General features: G+C 41.7%; 18 protein-coding genes. 2 read left to right on the forward strand and 16 right to left on the reverse strand.

Translation table 11 applies throughout. The annotated features are described in order from the left end of the window. Positions 1 to 47: 47 nt before the first annotated feature. Together pyk and NQ560_RS08175 are read right to left on the reverse strand one after the other, a co-directional pair. Positions 48 to 1,484, reverse strand: a complete 1,437-nt coding sequence (pyk, locus tag NQ560_RS08170) for a pyruvate kinase (protein ID WP_005332554.1) — start codon at positions 1,482 to 1,484, stop codon at positions 48 to 50. Positions 1,485 to 1,511: 27 nt separating this feature from the next. Then, on the reverse strand, positions 1,512 to 2,378 hold the full coding sequence (locus tag NQ560_RS08175; RefSeq protein WP_005332553.1) for a rhomboid family intramembrane serine protease: 867 nt from the start codon (positions 2,376 to 2,378) through the stop codon (positions 1,512 to 1,514). 311 nt (positions 2,379 to 2,689) lie between these two features. Here NQ560_RS08175 and NQ560_RS08180 point away from each other — a divergent pair, with 311 nt between their 5' ends. Further along, positions 2,690 to 6,934 carry a 2-hydroxyacyl-CoA dehydratase gene (locus NQ560_RS08180; protein ID WP_005332551.1) on the forward strand — a complete coding sequence of 1,415 codons (4,245 nt, stop codon included), beginning with the start codon at positions 2,690 to 2,692 and terminating at the stop codon, positions 6,932 to 6,934. Between the two features lie 445 nt (positions 6,935 to 7,379). Here NQ560_RS08180 and NQ560_RS08185 read toward each other — a convergent pair whose 3' ends face one another. The 12 genes from NQ560_RS08185 to NQ560_RS08240 all read right to left on the reverse strand — a co-directional run bounded on the left by NQ560_RS08185 (position 7,380) and on the right by NQ560_RS08240 (position 18,664). Further along, positions 7,380 to 8,030: an HAD family hydrolase gene (locus NQ560_RS08185; RefSeq protein ID WP_005332550.1), complete on the reverse strand. Its 651-nt coding sequence runs from the start codon at positions 8,028 to 8,030 to the stop codon at positions 7,380 to 7,382. A 29-nt stretch (positions 8,031 to 8,059) separates the two neighbouring features. Beyond that, positions 8,060 to 8,764 (reverse strand): TraX family protein, encoded by a 705-nt coding sequence (locus NQ560_RS08190; protein WP_005332549.1) that lies wholly within the window; start codon positions 8,762 to 8,764, stop codon positions 8,060 to 8,062. A gap of 27 nt (positions 8,765 to 8,791) precedes the next feature. Continuing rightward, positions 8,792 to 10,330 carry a 2,3-bisphosphoglycerate-independent phosphoglycerate mutase gene (gpmI, locus tag NQ560_RS08195; protein WP_005332548.1) on the reverse strand — a complete coding sequence of 513 codons (1,539 nt, stop codon included), beginning with the start codon at positions 10,328 to 10,330 and terminating at the stop codon, positions 8,792 to 8,794. After that, on the reverse strand, positions 10,330 to 11,169 hold the full coding sequence (locus NQ560_RS08200; protein WP_005332547.1) for an alpha/beta hydrolase: 840 nt from the start codon (positions 11,167 to 11,169) through the stop codon (positions 10,330 to 10,332). The genes gpmI and NQ560_RS08200 overlap by 1 nt, the downstream gene beginning before the upstream one ends. A 113-nt stretch (positions 11,170 to 11,282) precedes the next feature. Next, complete coding sequence (tpiA, locus tag NQ560_RS08205) at positions 11,283 to 12,032, reverse strand: triose-phosphate isomerase (protein WP_005332546.1); 750 nt, start codon at positions 12,030 to 12,032, stop codon at positions 11,283 to 11,285. A 96-nt stretch (positions 12,033 to 12,128) separates the two neighbouring features. Beyond that, positions 12,129 to 13,322 (reverse strand): phosphoglycerate kinase, encoded by a 1,194-nt coding sequence (locus NQ560_RS08210; RefSeq protein ID WP_005332544.1) that lies wholly within the window; start codon positions 13,320 to 13,322, stop codon positions 12,129 to 12,131. 148 nt (positions 13,323 to 13,470) lie between these two features. After that, positions 13,471 to 14,484 carry a type I glyceraldehyde-3-phosphate dehydrogenase gene (gene gap / locus NQ560_RS08215; RefSeq protein ID WP_005332543.1) on the reverse strand — a complete coding sequence of 338 codons (1,014 nt, stop codon included), beginning with the start codon at positions 14,482 to 14,484 and terminating at the stop codon, positions 13,471 to 13,473. Between the two features lie 141 nt (positions 14,485 to 14,625). Continuing rightward, entirely contained in the window at positions 14,626 to 15,432 is an 807-nt protein-coding gene (locus NQ560_RS08220) for a histidinol-phosphatase HisJ family protein (protein ID WP_005332541.1), read from the reverse strand. Beyond that, on the reverse strand, positions 15,429 to 16,508 hold the full coding sequence (gene mnmA, locus NQ560_RS08225) for a tRNA 2-thiouridine(34) synthase MnmA (RefSeq protein ID WP_005332539.1): 1,080 nt from the start codon (positions 16,506 to 16,508) through the stop codon (positions 15,429 to 15,431). Before mnmA ends, NQ560_RS08220 begins: the two co-directional genes overlap by 4 nt. 18 nt (positions 16,509 to 16,526) lie before the next feature. Beyond that, a complete protein-coding gene (gene nifU / locus NQ560_RS08230) occupies positions 16,527 to 16,970 on the reverse strand; it encodes a Fe-S cluster assembly scaffold protein NifU (RefSeq protein WP_005332537.1) in 444 nt (147 codons plus the stop codon). Positions 16,971 to 17,003: 33 nt separating this feature from the next. Then, a complete protein-coding gene (gene nifS / locus NQ560_RS08235) occupies positions 17,004 to 18,185 on the reverse strand; it encodes a cysteine desulfurase NifS (RefSeq protein ID WP_005332535.1) in 1,182 nt (393 codons plus the stop codon). A 20-nt stretch (positions 18,186 to 18,205) separates the two neighbouring features. Beyond that, the gene (locus tag NQ560_RS08240) at positions 18,206 to 18,664 is read right to left on the reverse strand and encodes an RrF2 family transcriptional regulator (protein WP_022279039.1); all 459 of its coding nucleotides are present in this window, start codon (positions 18,662 to 18,664) and stop codon (positions 18,206 to 18,208) included. A 135-nt stretch (positions 18,665 to 18,799) separates the two neighbouring features. On the opposite strand from NQ560_RS08240, the gene NQ560_RS08245 reads away from it, so the two are divergent. Continuing rightward, positions 18,800 to 20,152: a polysaccharide biosynthesis protein gene (locus NQ560_RS08245; protein WP_040015435.1), complete on the forward strand. Its 1,353-nt coding sequence runs from the start codon at positions 18,800 to 18,802 to the stop codon at positions 20,150 to 20,152. Between the two features lie 14 nt (positions 20,153 to 20,166). On the opposite strand, the gene NQ560_RS08250 is transcribed toward NQ560_RS08245, so the two are convergent. Then, positions 20,167 to 20,706 carry a hypothetical protein gene (locus tag NQ560_RS08250; RefSeq protein WP_005336570.1) on the reverse strand — a complete coding sequence of 180 codons (540 nt, stop codon included), beginning with the start codon at positions 20,704 to 20,706 and terminating at the stop codon, positions 20,167 to 20,169. A 151-nt stretch (positions 20,707 to 20,857) separates the two neighbouring features. Continuing rightward, a complete protein-coding gene (locus NQ560_RS08255; RefSeq protein WP_005332516.1) occupies positions 20,858 to 21,397 on the reverse strand; it encodes an NUDIX hydrolase in 540 nt (179 codons plus the stop codon). Positions 21,398 to 21,413 lie beyond the last annotated feature (16 nt).

Raw genomic sequence — 21,413 nt, forward strand, 5'->3', positions numbered from 1 at the left:
CAACAGATGAAAGAAATCTCTCATCTGTTGTTCATTTTCAGTAGTTCTTAATCTATCACTGCTATTTTCATAATATTGCTGACTCCGGCAACATTTCCGGAAATATTCGGGGAAGGGATTCCTGCTGTCAGGACTACAGTGTCTCCAGTCTCTGCAATCTGTTTTGCTCTTACAAGATCTAACGCGCTGCTACAGATTTCATCTGTAGAATTTGCATTAATAGAGCAATACGGACGTACTCCCCAGTAAATCTGCATTCTGCGAAGTGTATCTTCATTTGGTGATATACCGATAATCTCTGTCTTCGGTTTAAATTTGGACACAACTCTTGCAGTTGCTCCTGATACAGTTGGTGTAATAATACACGCTGCTTTCAGATTTCTTGCAGTTGTTACAGTTGCATATGCCAGAGCACTGGAAGCATTTCTCATTCTGTGTGCACCTGCTTTTTCCAGCATCTCCTTATAATCCAGATGCTGCTCCGTACTTTCTACAATGTGTACCATCATCTTCAGTGCTTCAACCGGATATTTCCCCTGTGCAGTCTCACCTGAAAGCATGACAGCGTCTGTTCCGTCGTAAACTGCGTTTGCCACATCTCCAACCTCTGCTCTTGTCGGACGTGGATTACGGATCATAGAATCCAGCATCTGAGTTGCTGTAATGACCGGTTTGTAATTATCATTACATTTCTGAATGATCAATTTCTGGAGATATGGAACTTCTTCTGCCGGGATTTCTACACCGAGATCTCCTCTGGCAACCATGATACCGTCTGCACAGCGGATAATCTCATCAATATTATCAATTCCCTCTGAGTTCTCAATCTTTGCAATGATCGGAATATATGGTGCTCCGCATTTATTTAAGTAAGAACGGATTTCCAAAATACACTCAGCATTTCTTACAAATGATGCTGCAATAAAGTCAATTTTCTGCTCAACACCGAATTTCAGGTCTTCTTTATCCTTTTCTGTAATTGCCGGAAGTCTGACTGGAACATTCGGGACATTGACTCCCTTTCTCTCGCCAAGTTCACCACCATTAACGATTGTACAGATAATATCTGTCTCCGTCTTTTCTTTTACTTTAAGTCCGATCAGACCATCATCGATCAGAATCATGTTCCCGATCTGCACATCATCGACCAGACCTTTGTATGTCAGAGAAACTTTTGTTTCATCTCCTTCGATTTCTTCATTCGTCAGAGTGATTGTCTCGCCTTCTTTTAACAATACCTTTTTTCCGTCTTTCAAAACACCTGTACGGATTTCCGGTCCCTTTGTATCCAGAAGGATTGCCACTGGTTTCTTCTCTTCTTCGCGAATCTTCTTCAACATGTCCATACGGCCTTTTTGTTCTTCATGTGAGCCATGTGAAAAGTTAAATCTTGCGATATCCATGCCTTCTTTTACAAGCCGTCTCATGATATTCTCATCGTTTGAATTCGGTCCCATTGTGCAGACAATCTTTGTTTTCTTCATTCCTGTTCTCCTTTTGTTGTTCAATTTCTAAATTACATGTTTATGAGTAAATAAATGCTCCTGGCAATATTCATAATTTCCATTGCACTTGGAACAATATCTAAACTCCAGTTTTGGGTCATCCAGTTCGGTTCTTCCGCAGACTGCGCATCTATGTCTTGCACCGTCTTTATAGTAATTGACCGGGTGTGCCTTATGAACCTGTCTGTGAAAATCATTTTTGCGCTTCACCTGTGAAGGACGGTATGGTCTTACATTTCTTGAATTCAGGAAAAATATCAGAAAATTCAAGATTGAGACAACTGCCGCCAGTGCATTTGCTTTATAGTATATTCCATAGGCACTTCCTCCATACGCCGGGAGAAATGCCTGGATAACTGCCCAGATAAAATACGCTCCGTCCAGCCACGCCAGCCATTTGGCTTTTACCGGAATGATGAAATATAGCATGAACTGTGCATTCGGATTCATAGCTGCGTATACAAGGAATAACGACATGTTCAGATATCCTGTTCCAAGCGGCAATACAAGCCCTGTCAGTACATAGACCAAAATGGCAGCAATCACATGAAACAGAACTCCGGCAAAGAAGTAGAGGTTAAAACGGAAAGTCCCCCATGCCCGTTCCAGTTCTTTCCCGATAAAATAATAAAGAGATAATGCCACCAGCATCCAGATCAGACTGTATGACGGAGGCTGAATGATAAATGTAATGATCCTCCAGACCTGTCCGTGCAGAATTGCCTGTGCATTCAGGCAGAGATACTGTGCATAAAATGCCGGATTTATCAAGTAGAGCACATATCCGGCTCCATACATGATGATAATGTACAACATCAAATTCGGAACTGCATATCTTCCGATCTTTCGTTCCATTTTGTCCATCCAATTCATATTGTCCTAACTCCTGTTAAAATTATTTTCACACATAGCCATTCTATCGTCTTGCTATTATTTTGTCAATCATACGCTCCCCAGCTTTCTGTAATTTTACATTTTTTACAATTTTTTTATTCGCATTTCATATTTCTTTTATGTTTCTTTTATGTTAAGAACACGATTTCTTAATTGTAATTTGGCGCAAACTGTCGTATAATATTTTAGTTATATTGGCAGATTATATTATAATAGGAAGAGATATCTGCCAAATGAATTTTAATCATATCTTTTTTAATAATAAACATTGAATAAGGAGTACATAAATTATGGTTCAAAACGACATTTACACTCTCGGTATTGACATCGGTTCTACTACGGTTAAGATTGCTGTATTAGATCAGGATAATGAAGTACTGTTCTCCGATTATGAAAGACATTTTGCCAATATCCAGGAGACTTTATCTGATCTTCTTGGGCGTGCCATTCATAAACTTGGTGCCATTCACGTCTCTCCGGTCATCACCGGATCTGGCGGACTGACACTTGCCAAGCATCTGGGGGTACCTTTCGTTCAGGAAGTTATAGCCGTATCCACGGCTCTTCAGGACTACGCTCCTCAGACCGATGTAGCTATTGAGCTCGGCGGTGAAGATGCTAAAATCATTTATTTTGAAGGCGGGAATATTGAACAACGTATGAATGGTGTCTGTGCCGGTGGTACAGGTTCTTTTATTGACCAGATGGCATCTCTTCTTCAGACAGACGCTTCCGGTCTTAACGAATACGCAAAGAATTACAAAGCACTTTACACGATTGCTGCAAGATGTGGTGTATTTGCAAAGACGGATATCCAGCCACTCATCAACGACGGTGCTGCAAGAGAAGATCTGGCTGCCTCCATTTTCCAGGCAGTTGTCAACCAGACTATCAGTGGTCTTGCATGCGGTAAACCTATTCGCGGACACGTTGCATTCCTTGGCGGACCTCTGCATTTTCTCTCCGAACTGCGCAAGGCATTTATCCGTACATTGAATCTGGATGATGAGCACATCATTGCCCCGAATCATTCCCATCTGTTTGCAGCCATTGGTTCTGCCCTGAACTCCAAAAAGGATCTGGACGTACCAATCCAGGAGATGCAAAAGCGCCTGGAAGGCAAGATTAAGATGGAATTTGAAGTTGACCGTATGGAACCTTTGTTTGCAAGTGAAGCTGACTTTCAAGAGTTTAAAAAGCGGCACGACAAGGATCAGGTTCCCATCAGAGATCTGGCTACCTATAAAGGAAAGGCTTTCCTTGGTATCGATGCCGGATCTACCACTACAAAGGCAGCTCTTGTCGGCGAAGACGGAACACTTTTATATTCCTTCTATCACAACAATGACGGAGATCCGCTTGGTACAACAATTACTGCGATCAAAGATATTTACAGCAAATTACCAGAAGATGTACAGATTGTACACTCCTGCTCTACCGGATATGGAGAAGCTCTGATCAAAGCAGCCCTTCTCCTTGACGAAGGTGAAGTAGAAACTGTCTCTCATTACTATGCAGCTTCTTTCTTTGAGCCGGATGTTGACTGTATTCTGGACATCGGCGGTCAGGATATGAAGTGTATCAAGATCAAAAATCAGACCGTTGACAGTGTACAGCTCAATGAGGCCTGCTCCTCCGGCTGTGGTTCATTTATTGAGACATTTGCAAAATCACTGAATTATTCTGTTGAAGATTTTGCCCACGAAGCTTTATTTGCAAGAAATCCAATCGACCTTGGAACACGTTGTACTGTATTTATGAACTCCAAGGTTAAACAGGCACAAAAAGAAGGTGCTGAGGTTGCTGATATTTCCGCAGGACTTGCATATTCTGTTATTAAGAATGCGTTATTCAAGGTCATCAAAGTTTCTGATGCATCGGAACTTGGAAAACATATCGTAGTTCAAGGTGGAACATTCTACAACAATGCTGTCCTTCGAAGTTTTGAGAAAATCGCAGGATGCGAGGCTATCCGTCCGGATATTGCCGGAATTATGGGCGCATTTGGTGCAGCTCTCATTGCACGTGAACGTTATGTAGAATGCGAAGGCACGACTATGCTCTCTATTGAGGACATTGAGGCCATGGAATATTCTACAACTATGACAAAATGTAAAGGATGTACAAATAACTGTCGTCTGACGATTAATCATTTCAGCGGCGGACGTAAGTTCATTACCGGAAATCGATGCGAACGCGGACTTGGAAAAGCAAAATCCGAGAATAAGCTGCCAAATTTATTTGAATACAAATTAAAACGTTATTTTGATTATGAACCATTGCCGGAAGGATCTGCAAAACGCGGTGTAATCGGAATCCCCCGTGTATTAAATATATACGAAAACTATCCGTTCTGGTTCACATTTTTCAATCAGCTTGGATTCTCTGTCAAACTCTCTCCTGCTTCTACAAGAAGCATTTATGAACTCGGTATTGAGTCCATTCCAAGTGAGTCTGAATGCTACCCGGCAAAACTGGCTCACGGACATGTACAATGGCTGATCAACGAAGGTGTGAAACACATTTTCTACCCAAGCATTCCTTACGAGCGCAATGAATTTGCAGACTCTGACAACCATTACAACTGCCCGATTGTTACTTCTTATCCGGAAAATATCAAGAATAACATTGATGCCATTGTAAATGGAGAAGTTGATTTTATGCACCCATTCCTCTCTTTTGCCAGCGAGGATACTATCTCCTATCGCCTGGTGGAAGAACTTGGAAAGAAATTTGATATTTCCGATCAGGAGATCCAGTCTGCCGTCCATGCAGCATGGGAAGAACTTGCAGCATGCCGTGAAGATATGCGTCGAAAAGGGGAGGAAGTTATCAAATTCCTGGATGAGACCGGAAACAGAGGTATTGTACTGGCAGGACGTCCATATCACATTGACCCGGAGGTTAACCATGGCATTCCAGAACTGATCAATTCTTATAATATTGCTGTGCTGACTGAGGATTCCATCTCCCACTTAAATCCAGCTGAGCACCCACTCAACGTGATGGATCAGTGGATGTACCATTCCCGTCTGTATGCAGCGGCAAACTATGTAAAAACAAAAGACAATCTGGATCTGATCCAGCTCAACTCTTTCGGTTGCGGACTGGATGCGGTCACAACTGATCAGGTTGCGGATATTTTAAATAATTCAGATAAGATCTATACATCTCTGAAGATTGATGAAGTCAACAACTTAGGTGCTGCAAGGATCCGTGTCCGCTCTCTTCTGGCTGCTATCCGCGTCAGAGAACAGCGAAATGACAAACGTACGATTCATTCCGCAGCTATTGAAAAAATATCTTTCACAAAGGAAATGCGCGAGAATTACACGATTCTCTGCCCACAGATGTCACCGATCCACTTCGAACTGATGGAGTCTGCATTTAAAGCTTCCGGATACAACATCGAAGTCCTTCCAAATGACAACAAACAGGCAGTAGATGTGGGGCTTAAATACGTTAACAATGACGCATGTTACCCGTCCCTTATGGTTGTCGGACAGATCATGGAGGCCATCCTTTCCGGCAAATATGATACACACAAGATTGCTGTCATCATCAGCCAGACCGGTGGTGGCTGCCGTGCTTCCAATTATATCGGATTTATCCGCCGTGCCCTAAAAAAAGCCGGTTACGAATATATTCCGGTTATTTCCATTAACTTAAGCGGACTGGAAGAAAATCCTGGATTTAAGATCACACCCGCTCTCGTACTTCGTGGTATTTACAGTGTAGTATTTGGTGATATCTTTATGAAATGTGTGTATCGGTTAAGACCATACGAAGCTGTTGCGGGATCTGTGAATGCAATGCATAGAAAATGGGTGGAAGTATGTAAAGAGTTTGTCTCTTCCGGCTATCCTTCCAGACGAAAATTCAAGAAGTTATGCCGGCAGATCATCGAAGACTTTGACAATAATATCGAACTTTTAGATGTTAAAAAACCACGCGTCGGCGTTGTCGGTGAGATTCTTGTCAAATTCCTTCCGGCAGCTAATAATCATCTGGTCGATCTGCTGGAAAGCGAAGGCGCCGAAGCTGTTGTTCCAGATCTTCTGGACTTCCTGCAGTACTGCTTCTACAATCAGAACTTTAAAGTAGAAAAGCTTGGATTTGCGAAATCAAAAGCAACTGCTGCAAACTGGGGCATCAAGGTCATAGACTGGTTCCGCGCTCCGGCTACCGAAGCATTTAAGAAGAGCAAACATTTTAACCCGCCGGCAGATATCCGTGATCTCGGAAAGATGGCTTCTGACATTGTATCTCTTGGAAATCAGACTGGTGAAGGCTGGTTCCTGACCGGCGAAATGTTAGAGCTGATCCACAGCGGTGCACCAAATATCGTGTGTACACAGCCATTTGCCTGCCTGCCAAACCATGTAGTAGGCAAGGGTGTTATTAAAGAGTTACGAAGACGCTACCCACAGTCAAATATCGTAGCGATCGACTTTGATCCGGGCGCAAGTGAAGTAAATCAGTTGAATCGAATTAAACTGATGCTTTCCACAGCAAACAAGAATTTAGAGGCGTAATTTATAATTTGTAGTGATACATAAAAAAGAATCCAGCTAGATGTGTTCCTGACACGAATGATTTCTGACATCTGCTGCGTCGTTTATTTCTCATATATTTTACAAACTCGTCCGTATGGACTCAGACAATGTAAAATATATGAGACTATACTCGCAGATGTATCAGAAATCACTCTACCGTCAGATAACATCACCTTGCTGGATTCTTTTTATTCACTAATATCACTACACTTTATAATTCCTTCGAAAAGCGAAAATCACCTTATAATTTTGTTCAAAATATAGAAAATCCAGGAAAATTATTATTTGGAGAAAGGTACTCTGGAGCGGTCGGTACTTAGGCGGTGTTTTTTAGCGCCTTATGTACCGCTACCAGCGGAAGGTAGCGCGAGCGTGCCTTTGACAAATAATAATTTTCTCTGGATTAATATTGGCGAATAAATTTTTATACGAATTGTAAAATGTCTTCTACATTTTCACGAATGTAATCCGCTCCGGCTTCTTCAAATTCTTTGCGGCTTCCAAATCCGTAGAGAATGCCGAGACAGTCAAGTCCATTTTCATGGGCGCCGATGACATCGTGTTCGCGGTCACCGATCATAAGTACGTTAGACTTGTCTGTAATATCATTTTTCTCAAGAGCATAGGTAATGACCTGCGCTTTTGTTCCTCTTCCACCGTCCATCTCCATACCCGCAACGCATGCAAAGTATTTAGTCAGATGAAAATGATCAATGATAATCTTTGCATATTCCTCCGGTTTTGATGTTGCAACAATTGCCTGCTTTCCGGCTTCATTTATCTTCTTTAAAACTTCTTCTAATCCATCATAAACACGATTCTCATAGATGCCTTTATCATGATAATATTCCCGGTAATACTTTACTCCATCCAGACTCTGCTCTTTTGTAAAACCGTAAAATTTCTCAAAGGATTCTGTAAGCGGCGGACCGATAAATTTATATAATTTTGTCCGGTCTGTCTCTTCGATGCCGAACTTTTTCAATGCATACATGACTGAATTGGTGATTCCAAGAGCAGAATCTGTAATAGTTCCGTCCAGATCAAATAAAAATATCTCATATTTTTTGCTCATATTCCTGTACTCCTGTTATTTATACTTCTCTACAACATGCAAAGCTGATGTACTGCCCACAAGAAAAGAAGATGCGCCGGATAGTATATGTAAAAGAACCATTTTGACGCTTTCCCTGCATGATTAGATTTCTTTCCATTGTAGCAGAATAAAATGATGATTCCTGCCACAACCGGTCCGATACCTGAACACAATGCATGAATCAGCGCACTGCCTGTACTCATACTCTCTAAATTTGACAAATAATTAAATCCTGCAAATAAACATGCTCCTATTCCAAATGATATTGCTGTTTTTATTCGATTTCCTTTACTTTTTGCAAATAAAATTGCAAAAACAGGAGCCAGTAATGCCCAGTCTGAATACAGGGATACAAAGATTAAAATTAATATTACAATCCATTTTTCCCATTTTAAAGTGGACATTTCCATAACCTTAAGAATCAGGAAACACAAAAATAAGGTACACAGCATATTCATCTGGACCATGCCAAATGCCAGACAAAATGGTATGAATGATATCACACCGAACAGCAGCAGCCGCTCCCCATATTTTTTCTTATCATGGGTATAACCGTAACCTTCCACCAGAAAGTAGCACATCGTAATTGCAGTAAAATACCCAATGTCGATCATAACTTCAAATAGTAACGTTCCCGGCGTCAGAAATATATTTGCAATATGGTTGCATGTCATGGTAATGATTGCAAGAAATTTAATTTGATCTCGATTCATGTTCTGCCCCTTACAATTTTTCACCGACTATTTCACTAAAAGGCTCTTTCCGGTCATCTCTGCTGGCTGTTTCATTCCCATTAATTCAATCAATGTCGGAGCAATATCTGCAAGGCATCCGCCTTCTCTTAATTTATATGCAGGATCTGCATTTACAAGAATAAATGGAACCGGATTTGTTGTATGAGCAGTGAATGGTTCGCCTGACTCATAGTCGATCAACTGTTCTGCATTTCCATGGTCTGCACAGATAAACATCTGTCCATCTACCTTCTTAATTGCTTCAACTGTTTTTCCTACACACTCATCAACCGCCTCAATAGCCTTGATTGCAGCTCCTTCTACGCCAGTATGTCCGACCATATCTGGATTTGCAAAGTTGATGATAATCACATCATATTTATCAGATTCAATTGCTTCAACTAATTTGTCACATACTTCATAAGCACTCATTTCCGGTTTCAGATCATAAGTTGCCACCTTCGGAGATTTCACAAGGATTCTATCCTCGCCCTCATTCGGCTCCTCAACTCCACCGTTAAAGAAGAATGTCACATGTGCATATTTCTCTGTCTCGGCGATACGTGCCTGTTTAAGTCCATTCTTTGCAAGGAATTCACCAAATGTATTGGTAATCTTTTCTTTTACAAATGCCACAAGTTTATTTTCGATTGTCACATCGTACTCTGTAAAGCATACGAATGTTGTCTTAATTCTCTCGCCTCTGTCAAAGCCTTCAAATTTATCATCGCAAAATGTTCTTGTAATTTCTCTCGCACGGTCTGGACGGAAATTAAAGAAGATGATGGAATCATTTTCTTTGACTGTTGCAAGCGCAGCTCCATCTTTTTCAACAACTGTTGGCAGAACGAACTCATCTGTTGTATCTTTATCATAAGATGCCTGGATTCCGGCTGGTCCGCTTGTTGCCTTTTCGCCTTCTCCGTATGCAATTGCACGGTATGCCTTTTCTACACGATCCCAGCGATTATCACGATCCATCGCATAATACCGTCCCATAACAGACGCTACTTTACCAACACCTATTTCTTTCATCTTAGCTTCTAACTGCTCTACATACTCTTTTCCTGATGCCGGTGGTGTATCACGTCCATCCAGGAAGCAGTGTACATAAACTTTCTTAAGTCCCTGTCTTTTTGCCAGCTCAAGAAGTCCGAAAATATGCTCAATATGACTGTGTACTCCTCCATCTGATACAAGTCCCATCAAATGAAGTGCAGAATCATTTTTCTTTACATTTTCACACGCTGCAAGCAGTGCTTTGTTCTCAAAGAAATCTCCATCCTGAATAGATTTTGTGATTTTTGTCAATTCCTGGTATACAATACGTCCGGCACCCATATTCAGATGTCCGACTTCAGAGTTTCCCATCTGTCCATCCGGAAGTCCGACAGCTAGTCCGCTTGCATATCCTTTTACAAATGGATACTCTGCCATTAACTTATCCACAACCGGAGTCTTTGCTTCAGCTACAGCATTTCCTTTCTGATTATTATTTAAACCGTAACCATCTAAAATCATAAGAACTGTTGGTCTCTTGCTCATTATTCTTCTCCTTCTTTCTTCATAAGTCTGTCAAGCCATGTATCAACAAGCGAAATCCAGCTTGTACATTCCTCCTGTACACCCCTTCCATCCAGACATTCTACCAGTTCATTGGCAAGGCTGAGTCCATGAATCCCTTCCGGATACACATGCAGCTCCACCGGAATGCCTGCTTTCCATAATGCCATGGCAAGCAGCAAAGAATTCGGCAGCGGTACTGTCTGATCTGTTGCTGTATGCCAGATAAAACAAGGCGGCATGGAATCTGTAATCTGATGATCCAAAGATAAGTTCCAAGCCTCTTCCTCTACTGTATCTCCAAGAAGATTCTGGAAGCTTGGCATATGCGCATATTTCGGATCCGATGTGATAACCGGATAACAGAGGATCAGGCCTCTTGGCTTTAACATCTCTCTTGGCATACCACTTTTCTCCACCAAAAACTCGCGTTTCCAAAATGCACAGTAATTAGCCGCCAGATGTCCTCCTGCTGAAGCTCCCGCCAGTACAATTTTCTTTGTGTCAATATACCATTCTTTTGCATGTTCATGAATCTGTCTGACACTCTCTGTCACTTCCAAAAGCTGTGTCGGATAAAATGCCTCCGGTGACACGGAATACTGTAACACACATGCATGATAGCCCAGACTCAAAAAATGCATGGCAAGGGGTTCTCCTTCCCGGTAACTGACCATGTGATATCCTCCGCCCGGACAAATCAGAATGATCGGCCGTTTCTGGATCTTCATCTCGTCCGGAAGTGTATCCAGTATATAAAACTGTGCTCGGCTCGTCTTATCAGAACCTTCCACTTGAATTGGTATTTCTTTATATATCATAATACTATCCTCTAGCGCTGTTTATTTTCGTAAACTGATCATACCTTAAGACTCTTTGACGAGTCAGGGTAAAAATCGCAGGAAGTGTCTGCCGCCCCCTGCGATTCAAAATCTTACTTGTAATTTACAATTTTTCCGAAATCTGCTTTCAGAGATGCTCCACCTACAAGTCCTCCATCGATATCAGCCTGTGCGAACAATTCTGCTGCATTTCCAGCATTTACAGATCCGCCATACTGAATACGGATAGCTTCTGCTGTTGCCTCATCATAGATTTCAGCGATACATGCACGAATACCTGCGCATACTTCTTCAGCCTGCTCGGTTGTTGCTGTCTTACCTGTTCCAATTGCCCAGATTGGCTCGTAAGCGATAACTGCTGTTTTTGCCTGATCTGCTGTCACATTCTGGAATCCGACTTTCACCTGCTGGCGGATGAAATCCATTGTCACACCCTGCTCTCTCTGCTCTAGTGTCTCACCACAGCACATAATTGGTGTAATACCATGCTCAAATGCTTTCAGGATTTTCTTATTGACATCAGCATTTGTTTCACCAAAATACTCTCTTCTCTCAGAATGTCCAAGAACAACATATTTGACACCTGCATCTACCAACATAGCTGGTGAGATCTCGCCTGTGTAAGCCCCGCTCTCTTCAAAATACATATTCTCAGCGCCAACCTGAATGTTGGTCCCTTTTACTGCCTCAGCAACTGGAATAATATCAATTGCCGGTACACAGAACACTACATCTACTTCGTCATTTGCAACTAAAGGTTTTAACTCATTTACAAGAGCAACTGCCTCGCTTGGAGTTTTATTCATCTTCCAGTTACCTGCAACAATTTTTCTTCTTGCCATGATTTTATCTCCTAATTTAAATTTTATTGTTCAGTATTTTTCTGAAATTAATCAAAGAAAAACATTGGATACGAGTGTATACTTGGTTTTCCTCACCTATTTATCGTTAGCAGCTGCAACACCCGGTAATTCTTTTCCTTCCAGGAATTCCAGAGAAGCTCCGCCACCTGTGGAAATGTGTGTCATCTTGTCGCCATATCCAAGCTGGTTCACTGCTGCTGCGGAATCTCCACCACCGATGATTGTAACTGCATCTGTATCAGCAAGTGCTTTTGCAACTGCCTCTGTTCCATGTGCGAAGTTCGGCATCTCGAAGCAGCCCATTGGTCCGTTCCATACAACTGTCTTAGCATCTTTTACTGCGTCACAGAAAATTTTCTCTGTCTCAGGTCCAATATCAAGTCCCTGCCATCCGTCCGGAATCTCACCGCTTTTTACAACTTTTTTATTTGCTCCATTGGAGAAATCATCTGCAATGACTGTATCTACAGGAAGAAGAAGTTTTACACCTTTCTCCTGTGCTTTCTTTAACATGTCAAGTGCATACTGGCAGTAGTCAGCTTCAAGAAGAGAATCTCCAACTGTACCGCCCTGAGCTTTGCTGAATGTGTAAGACATACCACCACCAATGATCAGTGTGTCGACTTTATCGATCAAGTTCTCTATTACAGAAATCTTGCTGGATACCTTTGCTCCACCGAGAATTGCTACAAACGGTCTCTCCGGATTGTTTACTGCATTTCCGAGGAAATCAATCTCTTTCTGCATTAAATATCCTACAACTGCTGTGTCCACATATTTTGTAATACCTACGTTAGAGCAGTGTGCACGGTGTGCTGTGCCAAATGCATCATTTACAAATACTTCGCAAAGAGAAGCAAGGTCTTTGCTGAAAGCATCTTCATTCTTTGTCTCTTCTGCTCTGTAACGTGTATTCTCAAGTAAGATGACATCTCCGTCTTTCATATTGGCTACTGCTGCTTTTGCGTTAGCTCCTACAACCTCAGGATCTGCTGCAAATTTTACTTCCTGTCCAAGAAGCTCTGAGAGTCGTACTGCAACTGGTGCAAGAGATAACTCCGGTACTGGCTGTCCCTTAGGTTTTCCCAGGTGTGAGCAAAGGATGATCTTTCCTCCGTCAGCAATCAGCTTTTTAATTGTAGGAAGTGCAGCAACAAGACGGTTCTCGTCTGTGATTTTTCCATCAATAAGTGGTACGTTAAAATCGCATCTTACAAGAACCTTTTTCCCTTTTACATTGATATCATCTACTGATTTTTTATTTAACATAACATTCTCTCCATTCTCAAAATGAATATACTCTGGCTTGTTCTGCCAAATGCTTTTTAAGCAATAAAATTATATTTCTATTACTTAAAAAGGATCCGGTCCATATTAGACCGGACCCTTTGTGAGTCTTTATGAAATACTCGAAATCTTATGCAAGCTCTGAGAAGTATTTGATTGTTCTTACCATCTGGCTTGTGTAAGAATTCTCGTTGTCATACCAGGAAACAACCTGAACCTGTGTTGTTCCGTTGTCAAGTGGCATAACCATTGTCTGTGTTGCATCGAACAGTGAACCATATCTCATTCCAACGATATCACTGGATACGATCTCATCTGTGTTGTATCCGAATGACTCATTAGAAGCTGCTTTCATAGCCTCATTGATCTGCTCTACTGTTACGTTACCCTCTACAACTGCTGTAAGGATTGTTGTTGATCCTGTAGGTGTTGGTACACGCTGTGCAGAACCGATGAGTTTTCCATTCAGCTCTGGAATAACAAGACCGATTGCTTTTGCAGCACCTGTGCTGTTTGGTACAATATTAACTGCTGCTGCACGAGATCTTCTTAAATCACCTTTTCTCTGTGGTCCATCAAGAGTCATCTGATCTCCTGTGTAAGCATGGATTGTGCTCATGATACCAGATTTGATCGGTGCAAGATCATTCAGTGCCTTAGCCATAGGTGCAAGACAGTTTGTTGTACAAGAAGCTGCAGAAATAACTGTATCCTCTGGTTTTAACTCATTGTGGTTTACATTATATACGATTGTTGGCAGGTCTTTTCCAGCTGGTGCGGAAATAACAACTTTTCTAGCTCCTGCTTTGATATGTGCCATGGATTTTTCTTTAGATGTATAGAATCCTGTACACTCCAGAACAACGTCTACACCGATTTCTCCCCATGGAAGTTCCTCAGCATTAGCTTTTGCGTAGATTTTGATCTCTTTTCCGTCAACAATGATAGAATCCTCTGTAGCCTCTACCTTATCAGCTAAAGCATATCTTCCCTGAGAAGAATCATACTTTAACAGGTGTGCAAGCATCTTAGGAGATGTCAGGTCGTTGATTGCAACTACCTCATATCCCTCTGCTCCAAACATCTGTCTGAAAGCTAAACGTCCAATACGTCCAAAACCATTAATCGCTACTTTTACTGCCATGATTAATTCCTCCTAAAGTTTTAAATTTAGTTCTTTGCATTTTATTCTATGCTGATATCTTCAACAAAAGTTTGTTAAAGATTCATCAACCTCTTTCATTGTACTAAAGAAAGTACAAAAATTCAAGTCTCTTTTCGAATTCTATCGAAGTGTCAAAAAAATCGGCTTTCTTTCCTTAAATTCTGTATAATATTTAAAATTACACCCTTTTAAAATGTCACACGCCTTGTCAAATTCCCATGCAATATGCTCTGGCCGATGCCCATCTGCACCAACTGTAACAATTTCGCCTCCAAGCTCTCTGTAACGCTTCAGAATATCCGGATGCGGATGTGCAAAGGGCAGTCCATATTTGAGTCCTGCCATATTAAGCTCAAGTCCTTTGCCATGTTCGATCAGTTCTCTTAAAAGAGCGTCTATCTCATCTGCAAACATCTTATACGAATATTCTTTTTCTTTGTTCTTACCATATCTTACCACATAATCCAGATGTCCCATAACATCAAAATCATGAAAATGTCTGATATCCTCCAGACTCTCCTCAAAGGTCATCCTGTATACTTGCGCATCAGTCTTTCCTTCAAACAGCTTTTCGGACGCCGGGTCTACGCCGTGAACCGAATGGACCGATCCAATCACCATATCAAATGGATACTTTGGAACGAACCTGCTGTAATATTCTGCAAGATGCGGTCTGAGACCAAGTTCAACCCCTATCCGGACCTCTATCTGATCCCGATATTGTTCCCTTAGCCTTGTCATAGTTGTAAAATATTCATCTACATCAAAAATCTGCTCTCCCTCGCCCCACTGATCGTCATCTTTGTCATAATGATCTGTAAAGCAGATGGCTTTTAAACCCTTCTGGATGGAAGCTTCTATCATTTTCTTTGGACAGACCTCTGCATCATAAGAAAAGCTGCTGTGCATATGTGCATCTGTTTTCATAGAATCGTTCCTCCTCCAAGAACATATTCTCCATCATAAAGCACCAGTGCCTGTCCCGGTGTAATCGCACGTACCGGTTCATCGAATGTACATAAAATTTCGTCTTCACCTGTACGTTCGACTGTACACCATGCACCTTTATGATTATAGCGGATCTTTCCCCACGCACGCTTCTTCCCATCAATGTCAGCAACCGACATGAAATTCACATGATTAGCACGTACATATCTGGACATGGATTCTTCATTGGTTCCCACAACTACTTCATTTGTCTCTGGACGGATTTCCAGTACAAATGCCGGATGTCCCAGAGATAATCCAAGACCCTTTCTCTGCCCCACTGTATAATGTATGATTCCTTTATGTTGTCCTACAATCGTTCCATCGGAAGTCACGAAGTTTCCCGGCCGGATTGAACCTGCCGCAGTGTTTTCTTCTATATATGTGGCATAGTCTCCATCCGGAACAAAACATATATCCTGACTGTCTGGTTTATGAGCAACCAGAAGTCCGATATTCTCAGCCATCTTACGTACTTCGTCTTTGCTATACTTTCCGACTGGCATCAGTGTTTTACTAAGCTGATCCTGTGTCAGATTATATAGCGCATAAGTCTGATCCTTCATGCTCGTCACGGAAGTCTTAATGGAATACCTTCCACTAGGAAGCTGTTCTACCTGTGCATAATGACCGGTCGCAATATAGTCTGCACCAATCTCCATCGCTCTTGTAAGCAGAGATTCCCATTTTACATAACGGTTACAGGCAATACATGGATTCGGTGTCCTTCCATGCAAATAGTCATCGATAAAATAATCGATGACATATTTTTTAAATTCATTTTTAAAATTCATAACATAATAAGGAATGCCCAGACGGGCAGCTACCCGTCTTGCATCTTCCACAGCGGAAAGTCCACAGCATCCGCCTTCTTCCTGCTGCTTGAATTCATCTTCATCCTGCCAGATCTGCATGGTCACACCGATCACATCATATCCCTGCTCCTTTAAAAGCCAAGCAGCCACCGATGAATCCACACCACCGGACATTCCTACTACTACTTTTTTCTTCTCCATCACATCTACCTTTGCGATTTAATACTCTTCTGCCTCATCCTCTTCACCTTCGTGAATATCTGATTTTGGTTTCTGGAGTCCTTCAATTGTAATACCGTTCTTCTGTGCATAGTCCCACAGTGCTGCATGGATTGCTTCCTCTGCAAGAAGGGAACAGTGTACCTTTACCGGCGGAAGTCCGTCAAGTGCTTCCATAACCGCTTTATTCGTAACCTCCATCGCTTCCTGAACCGTCTTTCCTTTTACCATCTCAGTTGCCATACTGCTTGTTGCAACTGCTGCTCCGCATCCAAATGTCTTGAATTTTACATCTTTAATGATCTGGTTCTCGTCGATGTCCAGATAAATTCTCATAATATCTCCACATTTTGCATTTCCAACAGTTCCTACTCCACTGGCATCCTCAATCTCTCCTACATTTCTTGGATGTTCAAAGTGATCCATTACTTTTGCTGAATACATTTATATTTCCTCCTGATGTTTGTGATTTATTATCTATTTTTGTTTTTTTAAGAAGTCCTCATAAAGTGGTGACATCTGACGGATATAAGCCACGATTTCTTTCAGACTGTCTACAACGTAGTCGATATCTTCTTTTGTGATTTCCTCATTCAAAGTCAGTCTGAGTGATCCGTGTGCGATCTCGTGAGGCAGTCCGATTGCCAGAAGTACATGGGACGGATCTAAAGATCCTGATGTACATGCGGATCCACTGGAACCACAGATTCCTTTCATATCCAATCTGATCAGAAGTGACTCTCCTTCGATGAACTGGAAGCTGAAGTTTGCGTTGTTCGGAAGTCTCTTTGTTGGATGTCCGTTCAGTCTTGTATACGGTATCTCATCTAAAACACGTTTGATCAGATAATCACGTACTTCTGTTTCTTTCTTTGTACGTTCTTGCATCGTGCGGACCGCACGCTCAGTTGCTGTTCCGATTCCCACGATTCCCGGTACATTTTCTGTTCCGGCACGACGTTTTCTCTCCTGAGCTCCGCCATGAACGAATGAACGGATCTTAACCCCTTTACGGATGTAAAGAAATCCAATTCCCTTAGGTCCGTTTAATTTGTGACCACTGGCACTCAACATATCAATATGACATTCATCAACATTGATTGGAATCTGTCCAAATGCCTGTACTGCATCTGTGTGGAATAGTATACCATGCTCATGAGCAATCTCACCAATCTCTTTGATTGGCTGGATCGTACCAATCTCGTTATTTGCAAACATCACAGAAATCAGGATTGTGTCCGGACGTATTGCTGCTTTGAGGTCATCTAATTTCACTACACCATATTCATCTACATCCAGATAAGTTACTTCGTATCCTCTCTTTTCAAGATACTCGGCACTATGAAGAATTGCATGATGTTCAATCTTTGTTGTGATGATGTGTTTTCCTTTATTTCCATAAGCCTCTGCAGTTGCTTTCAATGCCCAGTTATCAGACTCTGAACCACCTGCTGTAAAGTAAATTTCTTCTGTTTTGGCACCGAGCGCATTTGCAATGATTTCTCTCTGCTGTGTGATCACTTCTTTATTCTGTGCTGCAAAGCTATATACGCTGGAAGGATTTCCATAGTATTCTGTAAAATAAGGAAGCATAGCCTCTACAACCTCTGGAGCTGTCTTTGTTGTTGCCGCATTATCAAGATAAATTAATTTAGACATCTTACATTACCCTTCTTTCTCTATTGTTGACTGCATTCTCCGTGGATAACACCCTCCGGATTCAGTTCTTTGCTTTCTTTTACAAGCTCATCCAGCTTGATTTCATTTACGGTTTTATTAATACTGTCGTTGATTTTCTGCCATACATACTTTGTGACACATTCATCTGAAGCCATACACCCTTCTTCTGAATAAAATGCTGCGCATCTTACTGGTTCCAGATTGCCTTCCAGGGCACGCAGTACATCGCCTACCGATATTTCTGACGCATCACGGGCAAGCACATATCCTCCGGACGCTCCCCGGATACTTTTTACAAGCCCTGCTTTTTTCAGTAATGCAAAAAGCTGTTCCAGATATCGCTCAGACAATTTTTGTCTCGTGGCTATGCAGCCGATGGATACCGGTTCTTTCTCGCTAAATCTCGCCAAATCGATAATGGCTCGCAGACCATACTTTCCTTTTGTCGACAGTTTCAATATTTTCACCTTCTTTTCCAATCCCTAGCAAAATACTGGGGATTTACTTTAAGTAGAATATCACCCATTTTCCGTTCTGTCAAGCTTTTCCTACGAATATAATAAAGAAATAAAGGCATCTTTTGAGGTACTTTCATGGAGTTACACAATCCACTTATCAAAGGGACATTTATTTTAACCGTTACAGGTCTGCTCACCAGATTTATGGGGTTTTTTTATCGCATTTTCCTAAGCCATACATTTGGAGCGGTTCAGGTCGGACTTTACCAGCTTATTTTTCCCATTTATGCTCTTGGCTATTCCGCAACTTGTGCCGGAATCCAGACGATTCTCTCCCGCAGTGTTGCCAGCCGTCTTGTTCAGGGCAGAAAAAAAGAAGCCCGCCAGCTTCTCTATACCGGACTTCTCATCACGTTGTCCGTCTCCTGCTGTTTTACAATTTTTCTGCAAAAATTCGCGCCATTTTTGGCTGGCTCTGTACTTGGCGACCGAAGATGTGAACATCTTCTGATCCTGCTTTCTTACGTTTTTCCTTTCAGTGCTATACATAGCTGTATTACCGGATACTGCCTCGGCCTAAAAGACACCAAAATTCCTTCATCCTCTCAATTATTAGAACAAACTGTACGTATTTTCAGTGTTCTCGTTATTTGTCAGTTTTTAAACCACACCGAAGGATCTTCCGGCATCTGGATTGCTGTTCTGGGGTTGATATTCGGTGAAATAGCTTCTGCCCTTTATAGTCTAAAATGCGTTCGTAATAAACCTGGGCTTCATTTTCTTATTCCGTCTTCCCTTTCCTTACAGCAAATGTTTTCCGATGCAAAAGAGCTTATAAAACTGTCTCTTCCCCTTACCGGTAATCGTATACTTTTAAATATACTGCAAAGTATCGAAGCAGTCTCTATCCCTGCTTCTTTACTAATTTACGGGCTTTCCACCTCAGATGCCCTGAGTACTTATGGTGTCCTGACAGGCATGGCTCTTCCTTGTATTCTGTTTCCATCCGCTCTTACTAATTCTGCTTCCACAATGCTCTTACCTGCTATCACAGAAGCCCAGACTCAAAAAAACGTACAACGCATAAAGAAAATGATTCGAAGTTCCCTCTGTGGTTGCATTTTTCTTGGAACTGGATGCCTGGCCGGATTCTTTCTACTTGGTCCCGTATTAGGAAGACTGCTCTTCCATAGCTCTCTTGCCGGAGAGTTCATACGCACCCTTTCCTGGATGTGTCCATTTTTATACGCCAACAGTGCACTCATCAGCATTATCCATGGTCTCGGAAAAACTGGCATTTCTTTCTTGCTAAATACGCTAAGTCTTTTCATTCGAATCATTGGTGTCTTATATTTTACAGTATATTTTGGAATCCCGGGATACCTGCATTGCCTTCTGGCAAGCCAGATATTCCTTTTCGTAACCGGGATTTTGTATATAAGCTATCATTTACGCCAGATGCTTTTAATCTCTCATTACAACACATAAAAGAATGCTAGTTTTTATAATGTTCTTAAAAACATTTTTAGCAATACCGGGTTGACCAGACACTCTAATGCAATTCCCATAGTAAGAAATAATACAAAACTTAACGTCTTCGTAGAATTCCATTCGCTCACCGGATATCGGAACAAATATAGTAAAAGCATTGCATAAGCCGGTATATAGCACAAAAAATGCGGAAGCATACTTATAACGCATAATATCAATCCTTTGACTCCCAGCATAAGAAGTGCCGATGTCAGAATCATGCCACTTGCCAGTCCAGCCCATAAAAGAAACAGATAAGCTGCTATTTTCCGGAACTTTGTCCCACCAAGTATTGCAAGTCCGCCTGCCGGAAGCAGGCGTATCTGCGCTACATACCACATATAATCAAAAGATTTCAAATCATAGCCAAGATACTGGCTTCTGAACCACTCGCTCCAGATTCCTACATCTACAACATACCTGGTCGAAGCAACATTCAAATATATGATTCCAAGAAAAAAGCCCAGCATATAAATCAGAATAGGATACCTTTGCCTTCTTTGTATCTTCACACACGTAACCTCCTGTTCAGATACTTTTGCATGTAGTCTCCCTCTATTTATATGCCTGGACTTTCTAGATATTCTTATTTACTTGTTGTGATTCTTCTTTGTTCATAAATCTGCTTTTCCATCTCATGTAAACACTGATGTCTGCAGATTGCTATTTTCCATATTTGTCCGCATATGCGAGAAGTGCTGCCACCGTCTTGGAATCTTCAATCTCACCGGAATAAATCTTTTTTCTCAATTCATCAATGGTGTAAGCTCCCACATTGATAAATTCATCCTCGTCCAGATGCTGGTGTGACGGAATCAAATTTTTCGCAACGTAAATATCAATCTTCTCATCGCAAAATGCCACTGTTGTCCGAAGTGTAATCAACCATTCAAGATCCTCTGAACTATATCCCGTCTCCTCCTCCAGTTCTCTGGAAGCGCATTCAATTCCAGGCTCTCCCGGCGCATCCAGTTTCCCTGCCGGAATTTCAAGCGTATCTCGCTCCAACGCATTACGATACTGGGTAACCATGAGAATTTTTCCATCATCCATGACCGGAACAACTGCGGCTGCCCCGTCATGATGGATAAAATCCCATTCTGCCGTGTTACCATTTGCAAATTTCATATGGTCTTTATAAACTTTTATGACTGTTCCTTCATATGCCAGATCTCTTCCGACACGCTTCACTTCTTCGCTCATAATTCAGCCACCTTTC

It is taken from the genome of Dorea formicigenerans (assembly GCF_025150245.1).
Taxonomy (GTDB): domain Bacteria; phylum Bacillota; class Clostridia; order Lachnospirales; family Lachnospiraceae; genus Dorea; species Dorea formicigenerans.

What these genes read in the sequence shown, in the direction of transcription:
- pyk (WP_005332554.1), bottom strand. Translation starts at nt 1,484, where the DNA reads ATGAAGAAAACAAAGATTGTCTGCACAATGGGACCGAATTCAAACGAT.
- NQ560_RS08175 (WP_005332553.1), bottom strand. Translation starts at nt 2,378, where the DNA reads ATGAATTGGATGGACAAAATGGAACGAAAGATCGGAAGATATGCAGTT.
- NQ560_RS08180 (WP_005332551.1), top strand. Translation starts at nt 2,690, where the DNA reads ATGGTTCAAAACGACATTTACACTCTCGGTATTGACATCGGTTCTACT.
- NQ560_RS08185 (WP_005332550.1), bottom strand. Translation starts at nt 8,030, where the DNA reads ATGAGCAAAAAATATGAGATATTTTTATTTGATCTGGACGGAACTATT.
- NQ560_RS08190 (WP_005332549.1), bottom strand. Translation starts at nt 8,764, where the DNA reads ATGAATCGAGATCAAATTAAATTTCTTGCAATCATTACCATGACATGC.
- gpmI (WP_005332548.1), bottom strand. Translation starts at nt 10,330, where the DNA reads ATGAGCAAGAGACCAACAGTTCTTATGATTTTAGATGGTTACGGTTTA.
- NQ560_RS08200 (WP_005332547.1), bottom strand. Translation starts at nt 11,169, where the DNA reads ATGATATATAAAGAAATACCAATTCAAGTGGAAGGTTCTGATAAGACG.
- tpiA (WP_005332546.1), bottom strand. Translation starts at nt 12,032, where the DNA reads ATGGCAAGAAGAAAAATTGTTGCAGGTAACTGGAAGATGAATAAAACT.
- NQ560_RS08210 (WP_005332544.1), bottom strand. Translation starts at nt 13,322, where the DNA reads ATGTTAAATAAAAAATCAGTAGATGATATCAATGTAAAAGGGAAAAAG.
- gap (WP_005332543.1), bottom strand. Translation starts at nt 14,484, where the DNA reads ATGGCAGTAAAAGTAGCGATTAATGGTTTTGGACGTATTGGACGTTTA.
- NQ560_RS08220 (WP_005332541.1), bottom strand. Translation starts at nt 15,432, where the DNA reads ATGAAAACAGATGCACATATGCACAGCAGCTTTTCTTATGATGCAGAG.
- mnmA (WP_005332539.1), bottom strand. Translation starts at nt 16,508, where the DNA reads ATGGAGAAGAAAAAAGTAGTAGTAGGAATGTCCGGTGGTGTGGATTCA.
- nifU (WP_005332537.1), bottom strand. Translation starts at nt 16,970, where the DNA reads ATGTATTCAGCAAAAGTAATGGATCACTTTGAACATCCAAGAAATGTA.
- nifS (WP_005332535.1), bottom strand. Translation starts at nt 18,185, where the DNA reads ATGTCTAAATTAATTTATCTTGATAATGCGGCAACAACAAAGACAGCT.
- NQ560_RS08245 (WP_040015435.1), top strand. Translation starts at nt 18,800, where the DNA reads ATGGAGTTACACAATCCACTTATCAAAGGGACATTTATTTTAACCGTT.
- NQ560_RS08255 (WP_005332516.1), bottom strand. Translation starts at nt 21,397, where the DNA reads ATGAGCGAAGAAGTGAAGCGTGTCGGAAGAGATCTGGCATATGAAGGA.